The sequence below is a fragment of the Brevundimonas sp. SL161 genome (assembly GCF_049896985.1).
Lineage (GTDB): Bacteria > Pseudomonadota > Alphaproteobacteria > Caulobacterales > Caulobacteraceae > Brevundimonas.
In genome coordinates this window covers 48,246-66,277 of record NZ_JAFCVJ010000001.1, presented here as the reverse complement: position 1 = coordinate 66,277, position 18,032 = coordinate 48,246, and the positions used below count along the sequence as shown (strand labels likewise).

Here is an 18,032-nt window from a genome sequence, read left to right as displayed (position 1 = left end):
GAACCATGCTTGAACGCATCATCGCCCTGTCGATCCGCTTTCGATGGGGGGTCATGGGGCTGGTCCTCGCGGCCTGCGCCGTCGGCGTCTGGAGTTTCCAGCGGCTGCCGATCGACGCCACCCCGGACATCACCAACGTCCAGATTCAGATCAACACCGAGGCCCCCGGCTATTCGCCGCTCGAGGCCGAACAGCGCATCACCTTCCCGGTCGAAACGGCCGTGGCGGGCGTGCCGGGCCTGCAATACACCCGCTCGGTCTCCCGCTACGGGCTGAGCCAGGTCACCGTCATCTTCGACGACGGCACCGACATCTATTTCGCTCGCCAGCTGGTGAACGAGCGCCTGCAAAGCGCGCTGGGCCAGCTTCCGCCGGGCGTCATCCCTGAACTCGGCCCCATCGCCACCGGCCTCGGGGAAATTTTCATGTATACGGTCGAGGCCGAACCGGGCGCGCGTCGTCCCGACGGCCAGCCCTGGACGTCCGAGGACCTGCGTACCCTCCAGGACTGGGTCATCCGGCCCCAGCTTCGCAACACGCGCGGCGTGACCGAAGTCAACACCGTCGGCGGCTACGAGCGCCAGTATCACGTCACGCCCGATCCCCAGCGGCTTGCGGCCTACGGAGTGACCATGGCCGAGGTGGTCGAGGCGCTGAACAACAACAACGCCAACGTCGGCGCTGGCTATGTCGAACGCTTCGGAGAACAGTATCTGATCCGCGTTCCTGGCCAGGCCTCGACGACCGAAGACCTGGGCAACATCGTGATCGCCACGCGCGGCGGGGTTCCGATCCGCGTTCTGGACGTCGCCGACATCGGCATGGGCCAGGAACTGCGCACGGGCGCCGCGACCGAGAACGGCAAGGAGACGGTGCTCGCCACCGTCCTGATGCTGGCCGGTGAGAACAGCCGCATCGTCGCCCAGGCCGCCGCCGCCAGCCTGGAGGAAGCATCCAAAGCCTTGCCGGCAGGGGTGGTCGCCACCCCTGTCTACGACCGCACCGAACTGGTCGAACGCGCGATTCACACCGTCGAGAAGAACCTTGTCGAGGGCGCCCTGCTGGTCATCGTCGTGCTGTTTCTGCTGCTCGGCAATATCCGTGCGGCCCTGATCACGGCTGCGGTCATTCCGATCACCATGCTGATGACCATCACCGGCATGGTTCGCACCGGGACGTCGGGCAATCTGATGAGCCTCGGCGCACTCGACTTCGGCCTGATCGTCGATGGGGCCGTCATCATCGTCGAGAATTGCCTGCGCCGTTACGGCGAGGCCCAGCATCGCCTGGGTCGCATCCTGACCCGCGAGGAGCGGTTCGACCTCGCGGCGACCGCCTCCAGAGAGGTGATCCGACCGTCGCTGTTCGGGGTGATGATCATTACCCTGGTTTATGTGCCGATCTTTGCTTTGACCGGGGTGGAGGGAAAGACCTTCCATCCCATGGCCATCACCGTGGTCATCGCCCTGACGGCGGCGCTGCTTCTGTCCCTGACCTTCGTGCCGGCCGCCGTCGCCATGTTCGTCACCGGCAAGGTCGAGGAGAAGGACAGTTTCCTGATGCGCTGGGCACGGGTCGGCTATCAGCCGGCGCTCGACTTCGCGCTCAAGGCCCGCACTCTGATGATCGGCATCGCGGTCGTCCTCGTGCTGATCGCCGGGTTCGGGGCGTCGAGGATGGGCTCGGAGTTCGTGCCCAATCTGGACGAGGGCGACATCGCCATGCACGCCCTGCGCATCCCCGGCACCAGCCTGACGCAGGCCGTGCAGATGCAGACCGCTCTGGAGGCGCGCATCGCCCGCTTCCCCGAGGTCGAGCGGGTCGTGGCCAAGATCGGCACCGCCGAGGTCGCCACCGATCCCGTGCCGCCGTCAGTTGCCGACACATTCATCATGCTGAAGGACAGGAAGGACTGGCCAGACCCCAGGAAGGCTCGCGGCGATCTCGTCGCCGAGATGGAAGCGGCCGTAAACGAGATCCCCGGCAGCAAGTATGAGTTCACACAGCCGATCCAGATGCGGTTCAACGAACTGCTGAGCGGTGTGCGGGCCGATGTCGCCATCAAGGTCTATGGCGACGACCTGGACGAACTCCTGCGGCTAGGGGGCGAGATCGAGACCATCGTGGCCTCGGTCGCCGGGGCCGCCGATCCTCAGACCGAACAGATCACCGGCCTGCCGGTGCTTCAGATCACGCCCAACCGGCCCGCCATGGCGCGTCTGGGACTGAGCATCAACGACGTCCAGTCGGTGATCTCGACCTCGATGGGCGGCACCACCGCCGGACAGATCTTCGAGGGCGACCGCCGCTTCGACGTCGTCGTCCGTCTGCCCGAACGTCTGCGCGCCGACACCGACGCCATCGGTCGTCTCCAGATCCCGCTCCCGGCGGGCGAGGGACAGCCGCGGCAGTTCGTGCCCCTGAATGAGGTCGCGACCATCGAACTGACCTCGGGACCGAACCAGATCAGTCGCGAAAACGGCAAACGCCGCATCGTAACCACGGCAAACGTCCGCGACCGCGATCTGGGCTCGTTCGTCGGGGAGGTCCAGGATCGGGTCGAGGCCGAGGTCACGCTCCCCTCCGGCTATTGGGTCACCTATGGCGGCACATTCGAGCAGCTGATCTCGGCGGCCAAGCGACTCCAGCTGGTCGTGCCTGCGGTGCTGCTGCTGATCTTCGGCCTGCTGTTCGCCCTGTTCCGGTCGGTGAAGGACTCGGCCATCGTCTTCTCCGGCGTTCCTCTGGCGCTGACCGGGGGCGTGGCGGCCCTGATGATGCGCGGCCTGCCGCTGTCGATTTCAGCGGGCGTCGGCTTCATCGCCCTGTCCGGGGTCGCGGTTCTCAACGGCGTCGTTTTGGTCACCTTCATCCGCAGCCTGATCGCCGAGGGCAAGCCGCTCGACGAGGCCATCCGGGAGGGGGCGTTGACCCGTCTTCGCCCGGTGTTGATGACTGCCCTAGTCGCCAGTCTCGGCTTCGTCCCCATGGCCCTGAACGTCGGGGCCGGCGCCGAGGTCCAGCGCCCTCTGGCCACGGTCGTTATCGGCGGGATCCTCTCCTCGACGATCCTCACCCTGCTGGTTCTTCCGGCCCTCTACAGCCTCGTCCACGGCCGCCCGCCTCGTCCAGAGGGCACGCCGCGCCGCGGGTTTCCCCGCCTTGCCTTCAATCGGAGGAGCCAATGACCGCCGCGAGCCCTCGCTGGACGGCCTGGCTGAGGCAATGGACCCAAGACCGTCCGGCAGACCGACAGGCGGGTTCGCTACCCCTCGAAACGTACCGAGAGACGGAGAACATATTTATTTTTTAGGTCAGTAATTTAGAGGGAAAATCGGAAGTGGCGCCGAAAGGCTCCGGAAGCCCTGAATCATTCCCACTCGATCGTGCCGGGGGGCTTGGAGGTCACGTCGTAGACGACGCGGTTCACACCCCGCACTTCGTTGACGATCCGCGTCGCGCACTTGCCCAGGACGTCCCAGGGGAATTCGAAGAAGTCGGCGGTCATGCCGTCGGTGGACGAGACCGCGCGCAGGGCCAGGACTTTTTCGTAGGTGCGGGCGTCGCCCATGACGCCGACGGTCTTGACCGGCAGCAGGACAGCGAAGGCCTGCCAGATCTTGTCGTAGAGGCCGGCCTTGCGGATCTCGTCCAGATAGATGGCGTCGGCCTGTTGCAGGGTCGCGACGGCCTCGGGCGTGATCTCGCCGGGAATGCGGATGGCCAGACCCGGTCCCGGGAAAGGGTGTCGGCCGACGAAGGCGTCGGTCAGGCCCAGTTCGCGGCCCAGGGCGCGGACCTCATCCTTGAACAGTTCGCGCAAGGGCTCGACCAGCTTCAGCTTCATGAAGTCGGGCAGGCCGCCGACATTGTGGTGGCTCTTGATCACGTGGGCCTTGCCACTGGACGACGAGACGCTCTCGATCACATCCGGATAGAGGGTGCCCTGGGCGAGGAATTCGGCGCCCTCGATCTTGCCGGCCTCGCGGTCAAAGATCTCGATGAAGACCCGGCCGATGATTTTGCGCTTGGTCTCGGGGTCCGAGACGCCGGCCAGCTCGCCGAGGAATTCCTTCGACGCATCAACGTGGATCAGGGGAATGTTGTAATGCTCCCTGAACAGAGCCGTGACCTGGGTGGCCTCGTCCTTGCGCAACAGGCCGGTGTCGACGAAGACGCAGGTCAGCTGGTCGCCGATGGCCTCGTGGATCAGGACGGCTGCGACGGAGCTATCGACCCCGCCCGACAGGCCGCAGACGACCTTGGCCGAGCCGACCTGTTTGCGGATCTGGGCGATCTTCTCATCGCGATAGGCGGCCATGGTCCAGTCGCCCTTCAGCCCGGCGATGCCATGGGTGAAGTTCTTCAGCATGGTCGCGCCGCGCGGCGTGTGCATGACCTCGGGGTGGAACTGGACGCCGTAGAAGCGGCGGGTCTCATCGGCGATCACGGCGTAGGGGCTTCCGGCCGAGGTCGCGACGACGTCGAAGCCCTGGGGAATGGCGACGATCTTGTCGCCGTGGCTCATCCAGACCGTCTCGTCCTCGCCGACCGGGGCGAGACCGGCCAGCAGAGGCGAGGATTTGGAAACGGTGATCCCGGCGCGGCCGAACTCGCGGTGATGGCCGCCCTCGACCTTGCCGCCCAGCTGCTCGCACATGGTCATCTCGCCGTAGCAGATGCCCAGCACGGGCACGCCGGCCTCAAACACGGCCTGGGGCGCGCGCGGGCTGCCCTCCTCGTGGACGCTCTCGGGACCACCGGACAGGATGATGGCCGCCGGGCTCATGGCGGCCAGGGCGGCCTCCGCCTTGGCGTAGGGATGAATCTCGCAATAGACGCGGGCCTCGCGCAGGCGGCGCGCGATTAGCTGCGTCACCTGGCTGCCGAAATCGACGATCAGGACTTTCTGGTGATCGGCGGCGGCAGTCATGGCGTCTCCTCGGGAAGGGGGGCGGTCAGGCGTTCGAATTCGGCTTTCAGCAGGTCCAGCGCCTCGGCCAGCCCTTCGTCGATCACCGACAGGGTATCGGTCCAGTCGGACAGGCCGGTCAGGTCGGCCTTGCCGTCCGAAATGCCGCGCAGGCCCATGACCGGCACGTCGAACTTCGCAGCGGCGCGGACGACGGCATAGGTCTCCATATCGACCATGTCGGCATCAATGTCGTCATAGGCCTCGCCGGTGACGACGCTGCCGCCGGTCGCGAGGCGGGCATAGGGCTGACCCGCCGGTCCGCTGGCCAGGGTCAGGACGGCGGGTTCGTCGAGGAAGGGGGTGACGCCCCTGGGGAAGCCGATCGCCGAGGCGTCCATGTCGCGATAGGCGACCTCGTCCACCCAGTAGACACGGCCGTGTTGCAGCGTCTGTGACCCCGCCGAACCGAGGGAGAGGATGAGGTCAGGCAACCGCCCTTCCCGCTCCAGCATCGCCAGGGCGATCGTGGTCTCGACCGCCGCCTCGACCGGTCCGACGCCGGTGATCAGGGGCCTAATCCGCGCCTTCAACGCCGGGCCGTACTCGGCCCGGGCCGCCATGACGCACAGGGCTGTCAGCGGGCCGAAAGCCGTCAGATCCCAGGGCGTGGTCTTCTCAGCGCTCAACCAGCGACCCTCGCCTCGAGCCACAGGGTGCGTTCAACGGTCTTGCGCAGGACGCACTGGGCCATGTTCACGCGGGCGATCGAACCCTGGCCCGCTTCGGCGGCGCAGTCGCTGTCGCGCGTGGACAGCCAGGCCCGCTGCGAGCGGCGGAAGCCGGCGGCGGCCGAGGCGTTCGATTGCGCCATCAGCGTCCGGTAGACGCGGTTCAGATCGGCGTCGCGACCGACCAGTTCGTCCGTGTTGCACTTGACCATCTCGACCGTGGTCTCGGCGACGTTCAGGCAGCGGTCGTAGCGGGCCGACAGCCGGGCATCGATCTCGTCATCGCTCTGGGCGAAGGCGGGCGCGGCGCACAGGCCAACGACGGCGAGACCGAGCAGCAAAGGCGATTTCAGCATCAGGCGGTCCGTTCGTAGATCGCGGCGAAGAAGCCATCGGTGTCAGCCGTGGCCGGGGAAAGGCGCAGACGATGTCCGCCGCCGGCCAATTCGGCCAGTTTGTTGCGGCCCGCGTCGGTGAAGGAGGACGACGCCAGGCCTTCGGTGATCGCGACCGGGGCGAACGACGGATGATCCTCTTCGAAGTGGTCCAGCGTGGCCTCGTTCTCGACCCGCAGCATGGAGCAGGTCACATAGACCAGACGCCCGCCTGGCTTCACCAGCTTGGCCGCGCGGGCCAGGATGGCCATCTGCAGCGAGTGCATCCGGTCGACCTCTTCGGGCTTCAGACGCCAGGCGTCCTCGGGCCGACGACGCCACGTGCCGGAGCCGGTGCAGGGCGCGTCGACGAAGACGACATCGGCGATGCCGACGATGTCCTCGACGCCGCCGCCGTTGGGACCAAGATGGATCAGCTCCGCCTCGACGCCAGCGCGCGCCAGGCGGGGCCGGATGTTGTCGAGCCGCTTCTGCACCACGTCGCAAGCGATCAGCCGGCCATCGGCCCTGGCGATCGTCGCAGGTTTGGGCTTCGCTTTGGGCGCATCGACCCAGCCGGTCGGAGTCCAGATGCGTTCGGGCTCGGGCGGCGCGGCCTCGACGCGTGAGGCGCCGACGGCCAGCCCCTGCATCGCCAGACCCAGGGTCTTGCCCCCGCCCCCGGCGCAATAGTCGACGACGGTCATGCCGGGTTCGACGCCGGCCAGCCAGCAGGTGATCTGGCTGCCCTCGTCCTGGATCTCGATCCGCCCGGCCTTAAAGGCTTCCAGCGCCTGGACGTTGGGCGGCGGCTCGGCCGAGAGGCGCAGGCCCCAGGCCGACCAGGGCGTGCGTTCCGGCGCCAGGCCCGCCTCGCGCAGTTCGGCGATGACCTCGTCGACCGTGGCCTTGGCGGCGTTGACGCGCAGGTCGATCGGGGCGCGTGGCACCATCAGCCCGGCGGCCTCCTCGGCCCAGCGGTCGCCGAAGGTGTTCTTGAAGTCCTCGACCACGAACTCGGGCAGGCCGGCGAGCGCCCAGGCGGGCGCCCCGTCGTCGGTCAGGCTGATGCGGCTGCGTTCCTGTTTCGACAGGGGCTTGGGCCCGTAGCCGTCGCCGGAGTGCAGGGCCTCGATCTCCTCGACCGACAGACCGTCGATCAGGCTCAGCGCGCCGATGACCAGGGCGCGCCCGTCCTCGCGCCCGCCCATGGCCCAGACCAGGCGACCCCGCGCGCGCGTGACCTTGTAGACCTGGTCGGCGATGGCCCGGCGGTCCTTGGACCCGGCATAGCGGTTCTCGGTCCCCCAGGTCTTCAGGACGGCCTCGGCCGGGGCCTTGCCCGCGCTGATGCGGTCGATGATGGCGGCGGCGGCGGCGAGGCGAGCGGCTGGGGTCACTTAAACTTTCAGATGAACAGGGCAGCGACGATCATCAGGAGACCGGCGAGCGATGCGAGGAAGGCGAGGCTGCGAACGCCCGTCACGCCGAAGGCGTACAACGGGACATAGACGACGCGGGCCCAGAAATAGAGGGTAGCGCCCCAGTACGTCAGAAATCCGTCCTCGCCCGCGATATGGGCGATCAGGACGGCGCCGAGGAACAGCGGAAGGGTTTCGTACAGATTGGCCTGCGCCCGCTCCAGCCGGCCGGTGATGACGTTGGACGGTGGAACGTCCGCGTCGCGCGGCCCGGCGTTCCACTTGGGCCCGTGCTGCAGCGTCCGGCCCGTGGCGGGCAGAAAGATCTGCACCACCGCCAGCAGGATGATCAGGGCCGCATAGGTCAGTTCGGGCGTCATGTTGAACATCTGCTACCCCTGTCGATAGTTCGGCGCCTCACGCGTGATCATCACGTCGTGGACATGGCTTTCGCGCAGGCCCGCGCCGGTGATGCGCACGAACCGCGCCTTCTCCTGGAAGTCCGCGATGGTGGCGGCGCCCACATAGCCCATGGCGGCGCGCAGTCCCCCGACCATCTGGTGCAGAACCGGCGCGATCGGACCCTTGTAGGGAGTCTGGCCCTCGATGCCCTCGGGCACCAGCTTCTGGGTGTCCTCGACTTCCTTCTGGAAGTAGCGGTCGGCCGAGCCGGCCCCCATGGCCCCCACCGAGCCCATGCCGCGGTACGACTTGTAGCTGCGGCCCTGGTACAGGAAGACCTCGCCCGGGCTCTCGTCGGTGCCCGCGAACATCGAGCCCATCATGGCGACAGAGGCGCCGGCCGCGATGGCCTTGGCCAGGTCGCCCGAGTATTTGATCCCGCCGTCGGCGATGACAGGTGCGCCGGAGTCCTTCGCCGCCCGGACCGCGTCGATGATGGCCGTCAGCTGAGGCACGCCGACACCGGCGACGATGCGGGTGGTGCAGATGCTGCCCGGACCGATGCCGACCTTGACCGCATCGGCGCCCGCGTCGATCAACGCGCGCGCCGCATCGTAGGTGGCGATGTTGCCGGCGATGATCTGCAGCCGGTTGTTCTCGCGCTTGATGCGTTCAACAACCCGCGCCACCTGGGCCGAGTGTCCGTGGGCGGTGTCGATGACCACCACGTCGCAACCCGCATCGGCCAGGGCCATGGCCCGTTCATAGCCTGCGTCCCCGACGGTCGAGGCCGCGCCGACCAGCAGGCGGCCCTGTTCGTCCTTGGCGGCGTGCGGGTGGGCCTGGGCCTTCTCGATGTCCTTCATCGTGATCAGGCCAGTGGCCCGATAGTCCTCGTCCACGACGATGACCCGCTCGATCTTGCGGTCTCGCAGCAGTTGCCGCGCCTCGTCGCGCCCGGCGCCTTCGCGCACGGTGACCAGATCGCCCGTGGTCATGAGCTGGGCGGCGGTACGGGTCGGATCGGTGTCGAACCGCATGTCGCGATTGGTCAGGATTCCGACCAGCTTGCCGGTCGCATCCACGACCGGGAAGCCACTGATCTTGCGGGCCGCCACAATCTGGCGAACCTCGCCCAAGGTCGTCTCGGGGCGGATCGTCACCGGGTTGATGACCATGCCGCTCTCGAACCGCTTCACCTCGCGGACCTGATCGGCCTGTTGCTGCACGGTCATGTTGCGGTGGAGGATGCCCAGACCGCCGGCCTGGGCCATGGCGATGGCCAGCCGGCTTTCGGTGACCGTGTCCATGGCGGACGAGGTCAGCGGGATGTTCAGCCTGATGTCGCGGGTGAGCCGGGTCGAGACGTCCGCGTCGGCGGGCATGATCTCTGACGGACCGGGTTCAAGCAAAACATCGTCGAAGGTGAGCCCTTCGCGAATCTCCATGGGAGTCTCCGTTTTGCGGGCCGCCTATCCTCTCTCGCGGGTGCGAAGTCAACCATGACGACCTGCATCCGGCCATTCGTCACATTCGTAACTTTTTTCAGCCGAGCTTGAAACTTTCAGCCAGAGCTAACATTTAGGGACCTGATGGTCGTCAATCTCGCCAGATCCGTCCGGAGCCTCGCGCTCAAGATCGCCTCCTATGGCGTGATGCACCTCGTCGTCGCCATGCTGGTGGCCTTCGCCATCACCCGAGACTGGCGCATGGCCCTGGCCATCGGCGTGGTCGAACCCTTCTTCCAGACCATCGCCTATTCCTTCCACGATCGGGTCTGGCACCGGATCGAGCGCCGTCGCATGGGCAGCAATATCGAAGAGACGGCCGAGGCCTTCACTGCCCGCCTCGACGTCATGAACGCCGAGGAACAGTCCCGCACCCACGGCCATCACGGCCACAGCCACGCCCTGCCCTCGTTCAGGAAGATCGCGGTCAAGACCGTAACCTATGGCGTGATGCATTTCGTGGTCGCGGTGACGGTGGCCTTCGCCATTACGCAGAACTGGCGCATCGCCCTGACGGTCGGGGTTATCGAGCCCCTGGTCCAGATGGTCTTCTTCGCCGTACACGACCGCATCTGGGCTGTCCGCGAAGCCCGCCGGGCGCTCCAGGCCGCCTGATCAGGCCAACCGGTCGCAACCCGCGTCGTGCAGATGGCCGCCTGTCCGGCGAACGCAGCGCGGACCCCGGCCTCGCTCACTTCTTGTTCAATGCCACCAGATAGACCTCCGACGAGCCCTTCCGGCTGGCGGCGGGCTTGACGTATTTCACGTCCTGGAAGTTGGCGCGCAGGTCGGCCAGAACGTGGCCGGCGTCCCCGCCCTGGAAGTTCTTCGTCACGAAAGACCCGCCGGGCCTAAGTGTCCGGATGGCGAATTCCGAGGCGATCTCGATCAGGGCGATGATCTTCAGGTGGTCCGTCTGGCGGTGCCCGACCGTGTTGTGCGCCATGTCCGACAGCACCAGATCGGGCGGTCCGCCAAGGGCTTCGAGCAGCTGCCGGTCCACGCCGGGTTCGGTGAAATCGGCCTGGATCAGGATCGAACCGGGGATCGGCTCGATCGGCAGCAGATCGACGCCGACCACCGATGCCGCACCGCGATTGACGCAGACCTGGATCCAGCCGCCCGGCGCTGCGCCCAGATCGATGACCCGGGAGCCCTTCTTTACCAGACGAAAGCGGTCGTCGATCTCGCTGAACTTGAACGCCGCCCGGCTGCGCCAGCCTTCGGCGCGCGCCTTTTCGGACCAGGGATCGGCCAGCTGACGCTTGATCCACTCGATGGACGAGATCGACTTCTTCTCGGCAGTCTTGATCTTGCCGCCCATGCCGCGGCCGGCGGCCGTACCGCCGGTGGGCGGACGGACCATGCGGCGGCGCGCAGGCTCGACAGGCGGAGATGTGGGCTTTTCGTCGTCACTCATCGCTCCCACATAGCGCCCACGGCCCTCAGGGGCTATGACCCCCGCCAATCATCCGAAAATGGAGCGCCACATGGCCGACCAGACCCTGACCCTGACCCTCGAAACCGGTGACGTCGTCATCAAGCTGCGCCCCGACCTGGCGCCCGGCCACGTGGCCCGCATCACCGAACTGGCGAGCGACGGCTTCTACGACGGCGTCGTCTTCCACCGCGTCATCCCCGGCTTCATGGCCCAGGGCGGCGATCCGACGGGCACCGGCACCTCGGGCTCCAAAAAGCCCAACCTGAAAGCCGAGTTCTCGAAAGAGCCGCACGTGCGCGGCGTTTGCTCGATGGCCCGCACGAACCAGCCGGACACCGCCAACAGCCAGTTCTTCATCGTCTTCGACGACGCCGGCTTCCTGGACGGCCAGTATACGGTCTGGGGGCAGGTCATCGAGGGCATGGAACACGTCGACGCCCTGCCCAAGGGCGAGCCGCCCCGCGCCCCCGGCAAGATCGTCAAGGCGACCGTCAACTAAAGACTTGTTCGTCACCTCCCCTTTCGCCGCTTGGGGAATGGGGAGGTGGACCGCGAAGCGGTGGAGGGGTTCTTGCGGCACGCGGAACCCCTCCGTCAGCTCGCAAGCGCTCGCTGCCACCTCCCCATCGCTACGCGACAGGGAGGAGACCACAATCCGTCAGTCGCCGCCGTACCAATGCAGCTTCACGCCCGAGAAGCTCTGGTCGCCAATCCGGAGTGTCGCCGTGATCGACGGCTCTTCCGCCCCGCCCAGATTGCGGCGTGCGGTCGCCAGCGTCCCGGCGTTTAGCTGGCCGTCGAAGGTGACGCGGTCGCCATCCGCGCTCGTCCCCGTCATGCGGATACGGCTATCGCTGACCGAATAGCTGTCGGGCAGAACCCGCTCGGTCGTCTCGCCGGGCGCCAGGAACTCCAGCATCACCGGGGCGAAGGTCGCGGACCGTTTGCCCTCCTCCCAGTCGGTGAACGCCTGCGCCTGACCGATGAACAGATGCATCAGCGCAAAATCACCTGGGCCGACCTGGGCCTCGCCGACCTGATAATAGCCGGACAGGTCCTCGGTTTGACTGTGGGCGAAGGCGCCGCCGCGGGCAGGCGCGGTCGCCGGCGCCTCGCCGCCCGGCCCCGCCGGCCTTGACGGTGCATTGACCAGGTCGCAGCCGGCCAGCGTCAGGCCCACGGCGGTCAGCAGAACAATCGTGCGCATGGCGGCTCTGCTCAAGGAAGGCGCAGCAGGACCGGCAGCCATCCCACAGCCTGCGCCATGTCCACGCCTTCGAAGACCGGAATGGCCAGCAGGAACACCAGTCCGTCCCGGATCGTGGTCAGGAAGAAGCGCGGCTTGATGTTGAGGTTCTCCTCGTCGCGCCATTTGGAGAAGTCGGGTCCGCAGCGCGGAGTCCGGGCCATATAGGCCTTGTATGACTCGCCGAACTCCGCCGACAGCCAAGCCTCTTCCTGCGCGATGGTGAAGTGGAAGACCACGACGGCAATCAACACGAACAGCGCGGCGATCGTCATGCTGCCGGTCTGAGCCCCGACACCGAAGGCGCCGGCATAGCTGAAGACATAAAGCGGATTTCGGCTGAGCGAATACGGACCGGTGGAGACCACCTCCGCCTTCTTGCGTCCGCCGATGTAGAGCGAACACCAGGAGCGGCCGACAATGCTCAGAACGATGGCGCCGAGGCCGACCGACTCCACGGCTTCACTGATCGGACCCTCCCCCCACCAGGTGGAGGTGAACATCGCCAGAACAACGACCGCCAGCAGGCACAGGCCGATGGCCCATTTCCGGATCTTCTGGATTCGTTGAAGATCGAACGCGTCGGTACTCACCGTTGTCATAGTCGTTTCCAGCCCCCTGTGTTCTCAGCAGACGGAAACGCCGATGCGCGAGTTCGCGCAAGAACTATCTTTGCGGCTGAAACTCTCTCGCGATCAGCGATCCAGGCCCTGATCCAGCGCCCGGAACGCCGAGACCGACAGTTCGGCCACACTCTGGAACACCGACGGCGTGATCCGCTCGAAGTCATCGGAGGGGCGGTGATAGTCGGGATGGTAGTCGACGCCCAGGTACAGGAACGGCACCTCGGCCGCGAAGAAGGCGCCCTGATCCGAGGCCTCGACCCAGTTGTTCTCACCGGTGTCCTGCGGCGTGTCCTTGCCGAAGGCCAGCGACACGGCGCCATTCGCCGGGATGGTCTCCAGGATCGGCCGGAACGTCGGGTGCTGGTATGTACCCGTGACCCACAGCTTCCCGTCCGTTTCGGCACGGGCGATCATGTCGAAGTTCAGGTTCATGGCGATCGACGACAGCGGCACAGGCGGCGCCTGGACGAAATGTTTGGCGCCCAACAGGCCCCGCTCCTCGCCGTCGAAGGCGACGAAGATGACGCTGTGTTCCGGAGCCGAAGCCTTCAGCTGATCGGCGATCTCCAGCATGGTCGCTACGCCCGAGGCGTTGTCGTCTGCGCCGTTGTAAATCTGGCCGCCGTTCGAGCCGACGTGGTCATAGTGAGCGGTGATGACGATGTAGCGATCCGGAACCCTCGTCCCCTCGATCAGGCCCATGATGTTGACGCCGTTGAAGGTCTTCGGCCCCTCGCGGGTGCGGCCCTGCGCCGCGAACGGCTGCAGCCGGCCCATCGGCGGAGCGGCGACGCCCAAAGCCTCGAACCGCGACACGATATAGGCCCGCGCCCGCTCGCCGCCGGGCGCGCCCGTATCGCGCCCTTCCATGTCATCCGCCGACAGGATGCGCACATCGGCCATCAGCTGGTCGTACGAGATCGGCGTCGCGGCGGCGTCGGCAGACGTCTCGGGTGCCCGCTGCGTCTCGGTCATGCCCGCACAGCCGGACAGGATCAGCACGGCGACGGACGACAGTGCGAGGGCGCGAAGGGAACGGGACATGCGGAATCTCTGGATGTTTCGCTTTCGGCATAGCGGCCCGGGATGGACGCGTCCGCTTAAATTCGTGTCATCCACCCTCACCGTGCGCCCCGCCGGGGTGCACGGTGAGGGTTGAAGTCTCCGCACGGATCGTCACTAAAAGCGCCATGGCCGAACCGACCGTCGAATCCCTGACCGCAGCCGAAGCCGAGGCCGAGTTGGCCCGGCTCGCCGCCGGAATAGCGCGCCACGACGCCCTCTACGCCGAGGCGGCGCCCGAAATCTCCGACGCCGACTACGACGCCCTGCGCGGCCGCAACCTGGCCATCGAGACGCGCTTCCCCGCCCTGGTCCGCGAGGACTCACCCTTAAGGAGGGTCGGCGCCCCCGTCTCCAGCCAGTTCGCCGAGGTGCGGCATGGCGTGCCCATGCTGTCCCTCGACAATGCTTTCGACGACGGTGACGTCACCGATTTCGTCGCCCGCATCGCGCGCTTCCTCAATCTGCCCCCGGATGAGGTTATCGCCTTCGTCGCCGAACCCAAGATCGACGGTCTCAGCGCCAACCTGCGCTACGAAAACGGCATTCTGGTCCAGGGCGCGACCCGCGGCGACGGTCGGGCGGGCGAGGACATCACCGCCAATCTGAAGACCATCGCCGACATTCCCCACCGTCTGAAGGGCTCCGGCTGGCCCGCCCTGATCGAGGTGCGCGGCGAGGTCTATGCCCCCAACGACGCCTTCGCCGCCTTCAACGCGGAGGCCGAGGCGGCCGGCCGCCGCACCTACGCCAACCCCCGCAACTTCTCCGCTGGATCGCTGCGCCAGATCGACCCGTCGGTGACGGCCCGGCGCCCCTTGAGCTTCTTCGCCTACGCCTGGGGCGAGACCTCCAAGCCCTTCGCCGCAACGCAGGCCGAGGCGCTGGAGAGGTTCGAGACCTGGGGCTTCCCGGTCAATCCGCGCTCGACCCGCGTCGAGGGCGCCGATGGACTGGTCGGCGTCTATCACGGCCTAGAAACCGATCGCGCCCAGCTCGGCTATGACATCGACGGCGTGGTCTACAAGGTTGACCGCCTGGACTGGCAGCACCGCCTCGGCTTCGTCTCCCGCAGCCCCCGCTGGGCCATCGCGCACAAATTCCCGGCGCAACAGGCGACCACCGTGCTGGAAGGCATCGACATCCAGGTCGGGCGCACCGGCTCCCTCACCCCCGTCGCCCGCCTCGCCCACGTCACCGTCGGCGGCGTCGTGGTCCGTAACGCCACCCTGCACAACGAGGACGAGATCGCGCGCAAGGACGTGCGCATCGGCGACACCGTGGTCCTGCAACGCGCCGGCGACGTCATCCCGCAGATCGTCTCGGTCGTCGCCGACAAACGCCCCGCCGACGCCCTCCCCTACGTCTTCCCGACCCACTGCCCGGTCTGCGGTTCGGAGGCCGCGCGGCCCGAGGGCGAGGTTCGCCGTCGTTGCACCGGCGGGCTGATCTGCGCCGCCCAGCTGGTCGAACGGCTCAAGCATTTTGTCTCCCGCCGCGCCTTCGACATCGAAGGTCTGGGCGAGAAACAGCTGACCGCCTTCCACGAGCGGGGCTGGATCCACGAGCCTGCCGACATCTTCCGCCTCGCGCGCGATGCGGAAAAGCTCGACGCCCTCCGCGCCGAGGACGGCTATGGGGAGACCAGCGTGAGGAACCTCGTCGCCGGCATCGACGCCCGCCGCACGGTCGCGCTGGAGCGGCTGCTGTTCGGACTCGGCATCCGCGACATCGGCGACCAGACCTCCCTGCTGCTGGCCCGCCATTTCGGCGACTGGAAAAGCTTCCACGCCGCCGCGCTTGAGGCCGCCTCCGGCATCCCCTCACCCGAATGGACGCAGCTGGCCGAGGGCCATGGCGTCTCCGCCCGCATTCTGTCCGTCATGGCTTCGGCGGTTCTGTCGCCCGCCGATCCCTGGCCCGAGGCGCCGCTGGACCAGAAGCTGGCCCTCGCCTTCCTCGGCGTCGCCGCGCCTGCCCGCCGGGCCCTGTCCGAGATGACCACCGACTGGGCCAGCATCGTCGAACTGGCACGCGTCGCCCGCGAGGAAGGTCCGTCGTTGACACTTGGGGACATCGCCGGGATCGCCGGCGTCGGCCCGGTCGCCGCCCGCGCTGTCGCCGAGTTCTTCCACGAGCCGCACAATCGTGAGGTCGTCGACGCCCTCGTCGCCGAACTGACCACCATCGAGGACGCCGAACGCCCGAAGGCCGATACCCCCGTCGCCGGCAAGACCGTCGTCTTCACCGGCTCGCTCGAACGCTTCACCCGCGACGAGGCCAAGGCCCGTGCCGAAAGTCTCGGCGCCAAGGTCTCCGGCTCTGTGTCGAAGAAGACCGACTATCTCGTCGCCGGACCCGGCGCGGGCTCCAAGCTGGCCGAGGCGCAGAAGCACGGCGTCGCCGTCCTCACTGAGGACGAGTGGCTGGCGTTGATTTCGTGATCCTTCTCCCCTTGCGGGAGAAGGTGGCCGAGCGAAGCGAGGTCGGATGAGGGGTCACGCTGATATGAATGGTCAGCGCTCGTCCCGCCTATCCCGGTCGTCGGTACGACCCCTCATCCGTAAGCCTTCGGCTGCGACCTTCTCCCACAAGGGGAGAAGGACGTTGTCTCACCGGTTCAACGCGCTGCGGGCGGCCTCGGCATAGCGGTGACCCGAGGCGGCATCCTTCGGGAACACGGCCTCGATCGCCTCGACATCCTCGGCTGTCAGCGTGATGCCCGCGGCCGCCGCGTTCTGTTCCAGCGTCGCAATGCGTCGCGTCCCCGGAATCGGCACGATCTCGTCTCCCTGGGCCAACACCCAGGCCAGCGCCAGCTGGGCCGCCGTGACGCCGCGGTCGTCGGCGATGCCCTTGATCGCCTCGACCAGGTTCAGGTTCTTCTGGAAATTCTCGCCCATGAAGCGCGGATTCGTGCGGCGGAAATCGCCCTCTTCCAGGTCTTCGATCGACTTGATGTCGCCGGACAGGAAGCCGCGCCCAAGGGGGCTGTAGGGCACGAAGCCGATGCCCAGTTCGCGCACGGTCAACAGGATCTCGTCCTCCGGCTCGCGGCTCCACAGCGAATACTCCGTCTGCAGGGCGGTGATCGGATGGGTCGCGTGCGCCTTGCGGATCGTCTCCGGCGCGGCCTCGGACAGCCCCAGGAAACGGACCTTCCCTTCCTTCACCAGCTCAGCCATCGCCCCGACCGTCTCCTCGATCGGCGTGTCCGCGTCGACGCGGTGCAGATAGTAGAGATCGACATGGTCCATCCCCAGACGGGTCAGGCTGCCTTCGATGGCGCGGCGCACATTGGCAGGCGATCCGTCGACCTTCAGGGCCGTGCGGTCGGCGTTGTAGCCGATGCCGAACTTGGTCGCGACGAAGGCCTTGTCGCGACGATCCGCCAGCGCCTTACCGACCTGGATCTCGTTGGTGTGGGGGCCGTACATCTCGGCCGTATCGAAGAAGGTGATCCCCAGCTCCAGCGCGCGATGGATCACCGCCGTCGCCTGTCCCTCGTCCGACGGCGCGCCATAGAAGGACGCCATCCCCATGCACCCCAGGCCGATAGCCGAAACTTCGGGACCGTGCGGTCCGAGACGACGGGTCTTCATGGGGCGATCTCCTGAGGGGGGTGAAACCGGTACGTCGGCGCCGCCCTGCCGATCCGCAAGGTCAGACCGCCGAAACGACATCCGTCTGTGCGAAGTCGTCACCCTTGAACAGCCGAGACTCGCCGGTCTGTTTGGCGAGGGCATAGGCGAAGCAGTCACCGAAGTTCAGCTTCGCCGGATGGTTGCCTTTTCCGAACGTGGCATACGCCTCCCGGGCCGATCGCGCCGTATCCGCGGACACAGCAACGATCTCGGCTTCGATCAGCGACAGCAGTGGCTCAACGCCGCGAGACACGAGCGGCTCTTTCCACCGATCCACTACCATCCCGAACTTGAAGAAGGTTACGGCTGACACCTTCACTTCTGAATCTGCTCGCAGCAGACGGAGAAACGCCATCCGTTCCGGCTGTGCAGTCAAAACCGCGACGAGCGCCGACGTATCGACGATCACGCCGGCAAACCGGTTTCCGGATCATACAGGAAGGCCGACGGATCTTCTTCCTCGAAGAATTCCGGCGGGAGGTGACTGCGCATTTCGTCGAGAAGGGCCAGGATCGTCTCCATAGACGCCTTATCGCGCTTCACCGCCGGCGTGCGCTCCAATCGCTCCTCCGACGCGTGAATGACAGCGTCGGTCAGGCTCCCGCCCGTTCGGACGGCGACCTCGACGGCCAGTTCATGCGCTCGGGGTTCTTGATATTCAGCAT

16 protein-coding genes and 1 pseudogene are annotated in these 18,032 nt (G+C 66.8%); 4 read left to right on the top strand and 13 right to left on the bottom strand.

Annotated elements, in window-relative coordinates; translation table 11 throughout:
• The first annotated feature begins 5 nt into the window (after positions 1–5).
• The gene (locus ACP7AU_RS00330) at positions 6–3,188 is read left to right on the top strand and encodes an efflux RND transporter permease subunit (RefSeq protein ID WP_426050169.1); all 3,183 of its coding nucleotides are present in this window, start codon (positions 6–8) and stop codon (positions 3,186–3,188) included.
• 182 nt (positions 3,189–3,370) lie between these two features.
• On the opposite strand, the gene guaA is transcribed toward ACP7AU_RS00330, so the two are convergent.
• Genes guaA through guaB form a run of 6 tightly spaced genes read right to left on the bottom strand, consistent with a single transcriptional unit; the run spans position 3,371 to position 9,288 of the window.
• Positions 3,371–4,933 (bottom strand): glutamine-hydrolyzing GMP synthase, encoded by a 1,563-nt coding sequence (gene guaA, locus ACP7AU_RS00325; RefSeq protein ID WP_426035061.1) that lies wholly within the window; start codon positions 4,931–4,933, stop codon positions 3,371–3,373.
• Positions 4,930–5,601, bottom strand: coding sequence for a 5'-methylthioadenosine/S-adenosylhomocysteine nucleosidase (locus ACP7AU_RS00320; RefSeq protein WP_426035059.1), 672 nt, complete (start codon positions 5,599–5,601; stop codon positions 4,930–4,932). The genes guaA and ACP7AU_RS00320 overlap by 4 nt, the downstream gene beginning before the upstream one ends.
• Positions 5,598–5,999 carry a lysozyme inhibitor LprI family protein gene (locus tag ACP7AU_RS00315; RefSeq protein WP_426035057.1) on the bottom strand — a complete coding sequence of 134 codons (402 nt, stop codon included), beginning with the start codon at positions 5,997–5,999 and terminating at the stop codon, positions 5,598–5,600. Before ACP7AU_RS00315 ends, ACP7AU_RS00320 begins: the two co-directional genes overlap by 4 nt.
• Entirely contained in the window at positions 5,999–7,417 is a 1,419-nt protein-coding gene (locus ACP7AU_RS00310) for an RsmB/NOP family class I SAM-dependent RNA methyltransferase (protein ID WP_426050168.1), read from the bottom strand. Before ACP7AU_RS00310 ends, ACP7AU_RS00315 begins: the two co-directional genes overlap by 1 nt.
• Positions 7,418–7,425: 8 nt before the next feature.
• Entirely contained in the window at positions 7,426–7,827 is a 402-nt protein-coding gene (locus ACP7AU_RS00305; protein WP_426035053.1) for an MAPEG family protein, read from the bottom strand.
• Between the two features lie 3 nt (positions 7,828–7,830).
• Positions 7,831–9,288: an IMP dehydrogenase gene (gene guaB / locus ACP7AU_RS00300; protein WP_426035051.1), complete on the bottom strand. Its 1,458-nt coding sequence runs from the start codon at positions 9,286–9,288 to the stop codon at positions 7,831–7,833.
• A 144-nt stretch (positions 9,289–9,432) separates the two neighbouring features.
• On the opposite strand from guaB, the gene ACP7AU_RS00295 reads away from it, so the two are divergent.
• A complete protein-coding gene (locus ACP7AU_RS00295; protein ID WP_426050167.1) occupies positions 9,433–9,963 on the top strand; it encodes a DUF2061 domain-containing protein in 531 nt (176 codons plus the stop codon).
• A 76-nt stretch (positions 9,964–10,039) separates the two neighbouring features.
• Here the strand turns inward: ACP7AU_RS00295 and ACP7AU_RS00290 are convergent, their stop codons facing one another.
• Complete coding sequence (locus ACP7AU_RS00290) at positions 10,040–10,768, bottom strand: RlmE family RNA methyltransferase (protein WP_426035047.1); 729 nt, start codon at positions 10,766–10,768, stop codon at positions 10,040–10,042.
• 70 nt (positions 10,769–10,838) lie between these two features.
• On the opposite strand from ACP7AU_RS00290, the gene ACP7AU_RS00285 reads away from it, so the two are divergent.
• Positions 10,839–11,288 carry a peptidylprolyl isomerase gene (locus ACP7AU_RS00285; RefSeq protein ID WP_426035045.1) on the top strand — a complete coding sequence of 150 codons (450 nt, stop codon included), beginning with the start codon at positions 10,839–10,841 and terminating at the stop codon, positions 11,286–11,288.
• A gap of 159 nt (positions 11,289–11,447) precedes the next feature.
• Here the strand turns inward: ACP7AU_RS00285 and ACP7AU_RS00280 are convergent, their stop codons facing one another.
• The 3 genes from ACP7AU_RS00280 to ACP7AU_RS00270 form a co-directional block, all read right to left on the bottom strand.
• On the bottom strand, positions 11,448–11,996 hold the full coding sequence (locus ACP7AU_RS00280; protein WP_426035043.1) for a hypothetical protein: 549 nt from the start codon (positions 11,994–11,996) through the stop codon (positions 11,448–11,450).
• 11 nt (positions 11,997–12,007) lie between these two features.
• Entirely contained in the window at positions 12,008–12,637 is a 630-nt protein-coding gene (locus tag ACP7AU_RS00275) for a methyltransferase family protein (RefSeq protein WP_426050166.1), read from the bottom strand.
• A 93-nt stretch (positions 12,638–12,730) separates the two neighbouring features.
• Positions 12,731–13,705 (bottom strand): M20/M25/M40 family metallo-hydrolase, encoded by a 975-nt coding sequence (locus tag ACP7AU_RS00270; RefSeq protein ID WP_426050165.1) that lies wholly within the window; start codon positions 13,703–13,705, stop codon positions 12,731–12,733.
• A 146-nt stretch (positions 13,706–13,851) separates the two neighbouring features.
• Between ACP7AU_RS00270 and ligA the strand changes: the two genes are divergently transcribed.
• Entirely contained in the window at positions 13,852–16,167 is a 2,316-nt protein-coding gene (gene ligA / locus ACP7AU_RS00265) for an NAD-dependent DNA ligase LigA (RefSeq protein WP_426050164.1), read from the top strand.
• Between the two features lie 168 nt (positions 16,168–16,335).
• Here the strand turns inward: ligA and ACP7AU_RS00260 are convergent, their stop codons facing one another.
• From ACP7AU_RS00260 to ACP7AU_RS00250, 3 genes and pseudogenes are all read right to left on the bottom strand, one after another.
• Entirely contained in the window at positions 16,336–17,325 is a 990-nt protein-coding gene (locus ACP7AU_RS00260; RefSeq protein WP_426035035.1) for an aldo/keto reductase, read from the bottom strand.
• 61 nt (positions 17,326–17,386) lie between these two features.
• Positions 17,387–17,776, bottom strand: a complete 390-nt coding sequence (locus tag ACP7AU_RS00255) for a type II toxin-antitoxin system VapC family toxin (RefSeq protein ID WP_426050163.1) — start codon at positions 17,774–17,776, stop codon at positions 17,387–17,389.
• A pseudogene (locus ACP7AU_RS00250) lies at positions 17,773–18,006 on the bottom strand (type II toxin-antitoxin system VapB family antitoxin); the annotation flags it as partial. The pseudogene ACP7AU_RS00250 and the gene ACP7AU_RS00255, both read right to left, overlap by 4 nt.
• Positions 18,007–18,032 lie beyond the last annotated feature (26 nt).

Coding starts and splice junctions, on each gene's coding strand:
- ACP7AU_RS00330 (WP_426050169.1), top strand. CDS start 6: ATGCTTGAACGCATCATCGCCCTGTCGATCCGCTTTCGATGGGGGGTC.
- guaA (WP_426035061.1), bottom strand. CDS start 4,933: ATGACTGCCGCCGCCGATCACCAGAAAGTCCTGATCGTCGATTTCGGC.
- ACP7AU_RS00315 (WP_426035057.1), bottom strand. CDS start 5,999: ATGCTGAAATCGCCTTTGCTGCTCGGTCTCGCCGTCGTTGGCCTGTGC.
- ACP7AU_RS00305 (WP_426035053.1), bottom strand. CDS start 7,827: ATGTTCAACATGACGCCCGAACTGACCTATGCGGCCCTGATCATCCTG.
- guaB (WP_426035051.1), bottom strand. CDS start 9,288: ATGGAGATTCGCGAAGGGCTCACCTTCGACGATGTTTTGCTTGAACCC.
- ACP7AU_RS00295 (WP_426050167.1), top strand. CDS start 9,433: ATGGTCGTCAATCTCGCCAGATCCGTCCGGAGCCTCGCGCTCAAGATC.
- ACP7AU_RS00290 (WP_426035047.1), bottom strand. CDS start 10,768: ATGAGTGACGACGAAAAGCCCACATCTCCGCCTGTCGAGCCTGCGCGC.
- ACP7AU_RS00285 (WP_426035045.1), top strand. CDS start 10,839: ATGGCCGACCAGACCCTGACCCTGACCCTCGAAACCGGTGACGTCGTC.
- ACP7AU_RS00280 (WP_426035043.1), bottom strand. CDS start 11,996: ATGCGCACGATTGTTCTGCTGACCGCCGTGGGCCTGACGCTGGCCGGC.
- ACP7AU_RS00275 (WP_426050166.1), bottom strand. CDS start 12,637: ATGACAACGGTGAGTACCGACGCGTTCGATCTTCAACGAATCCAGAAG.
- ACP7AU_RS00270 (WP_426050165.1), bottom strand. CDS start 13,705: ATGTCCCGTTCCCTTCGCGCCCTCGCACTGTCGTCCGTCGCCGTGCTG.
- ligA (WP_426050164.1), top strand. CDS start 13,852: ATGGCCGAACCGACCGTCGAATCCCTGACCGCAGCCGAAGCCGAGGCC.
- ACP7AU_RS00260 (WP_426035035.1), bottom strand. CDS start 17,325: ATGAAGACCCGTCGTCTCGGACCGCACGGTCCCGAAGTTTCGGCTATC.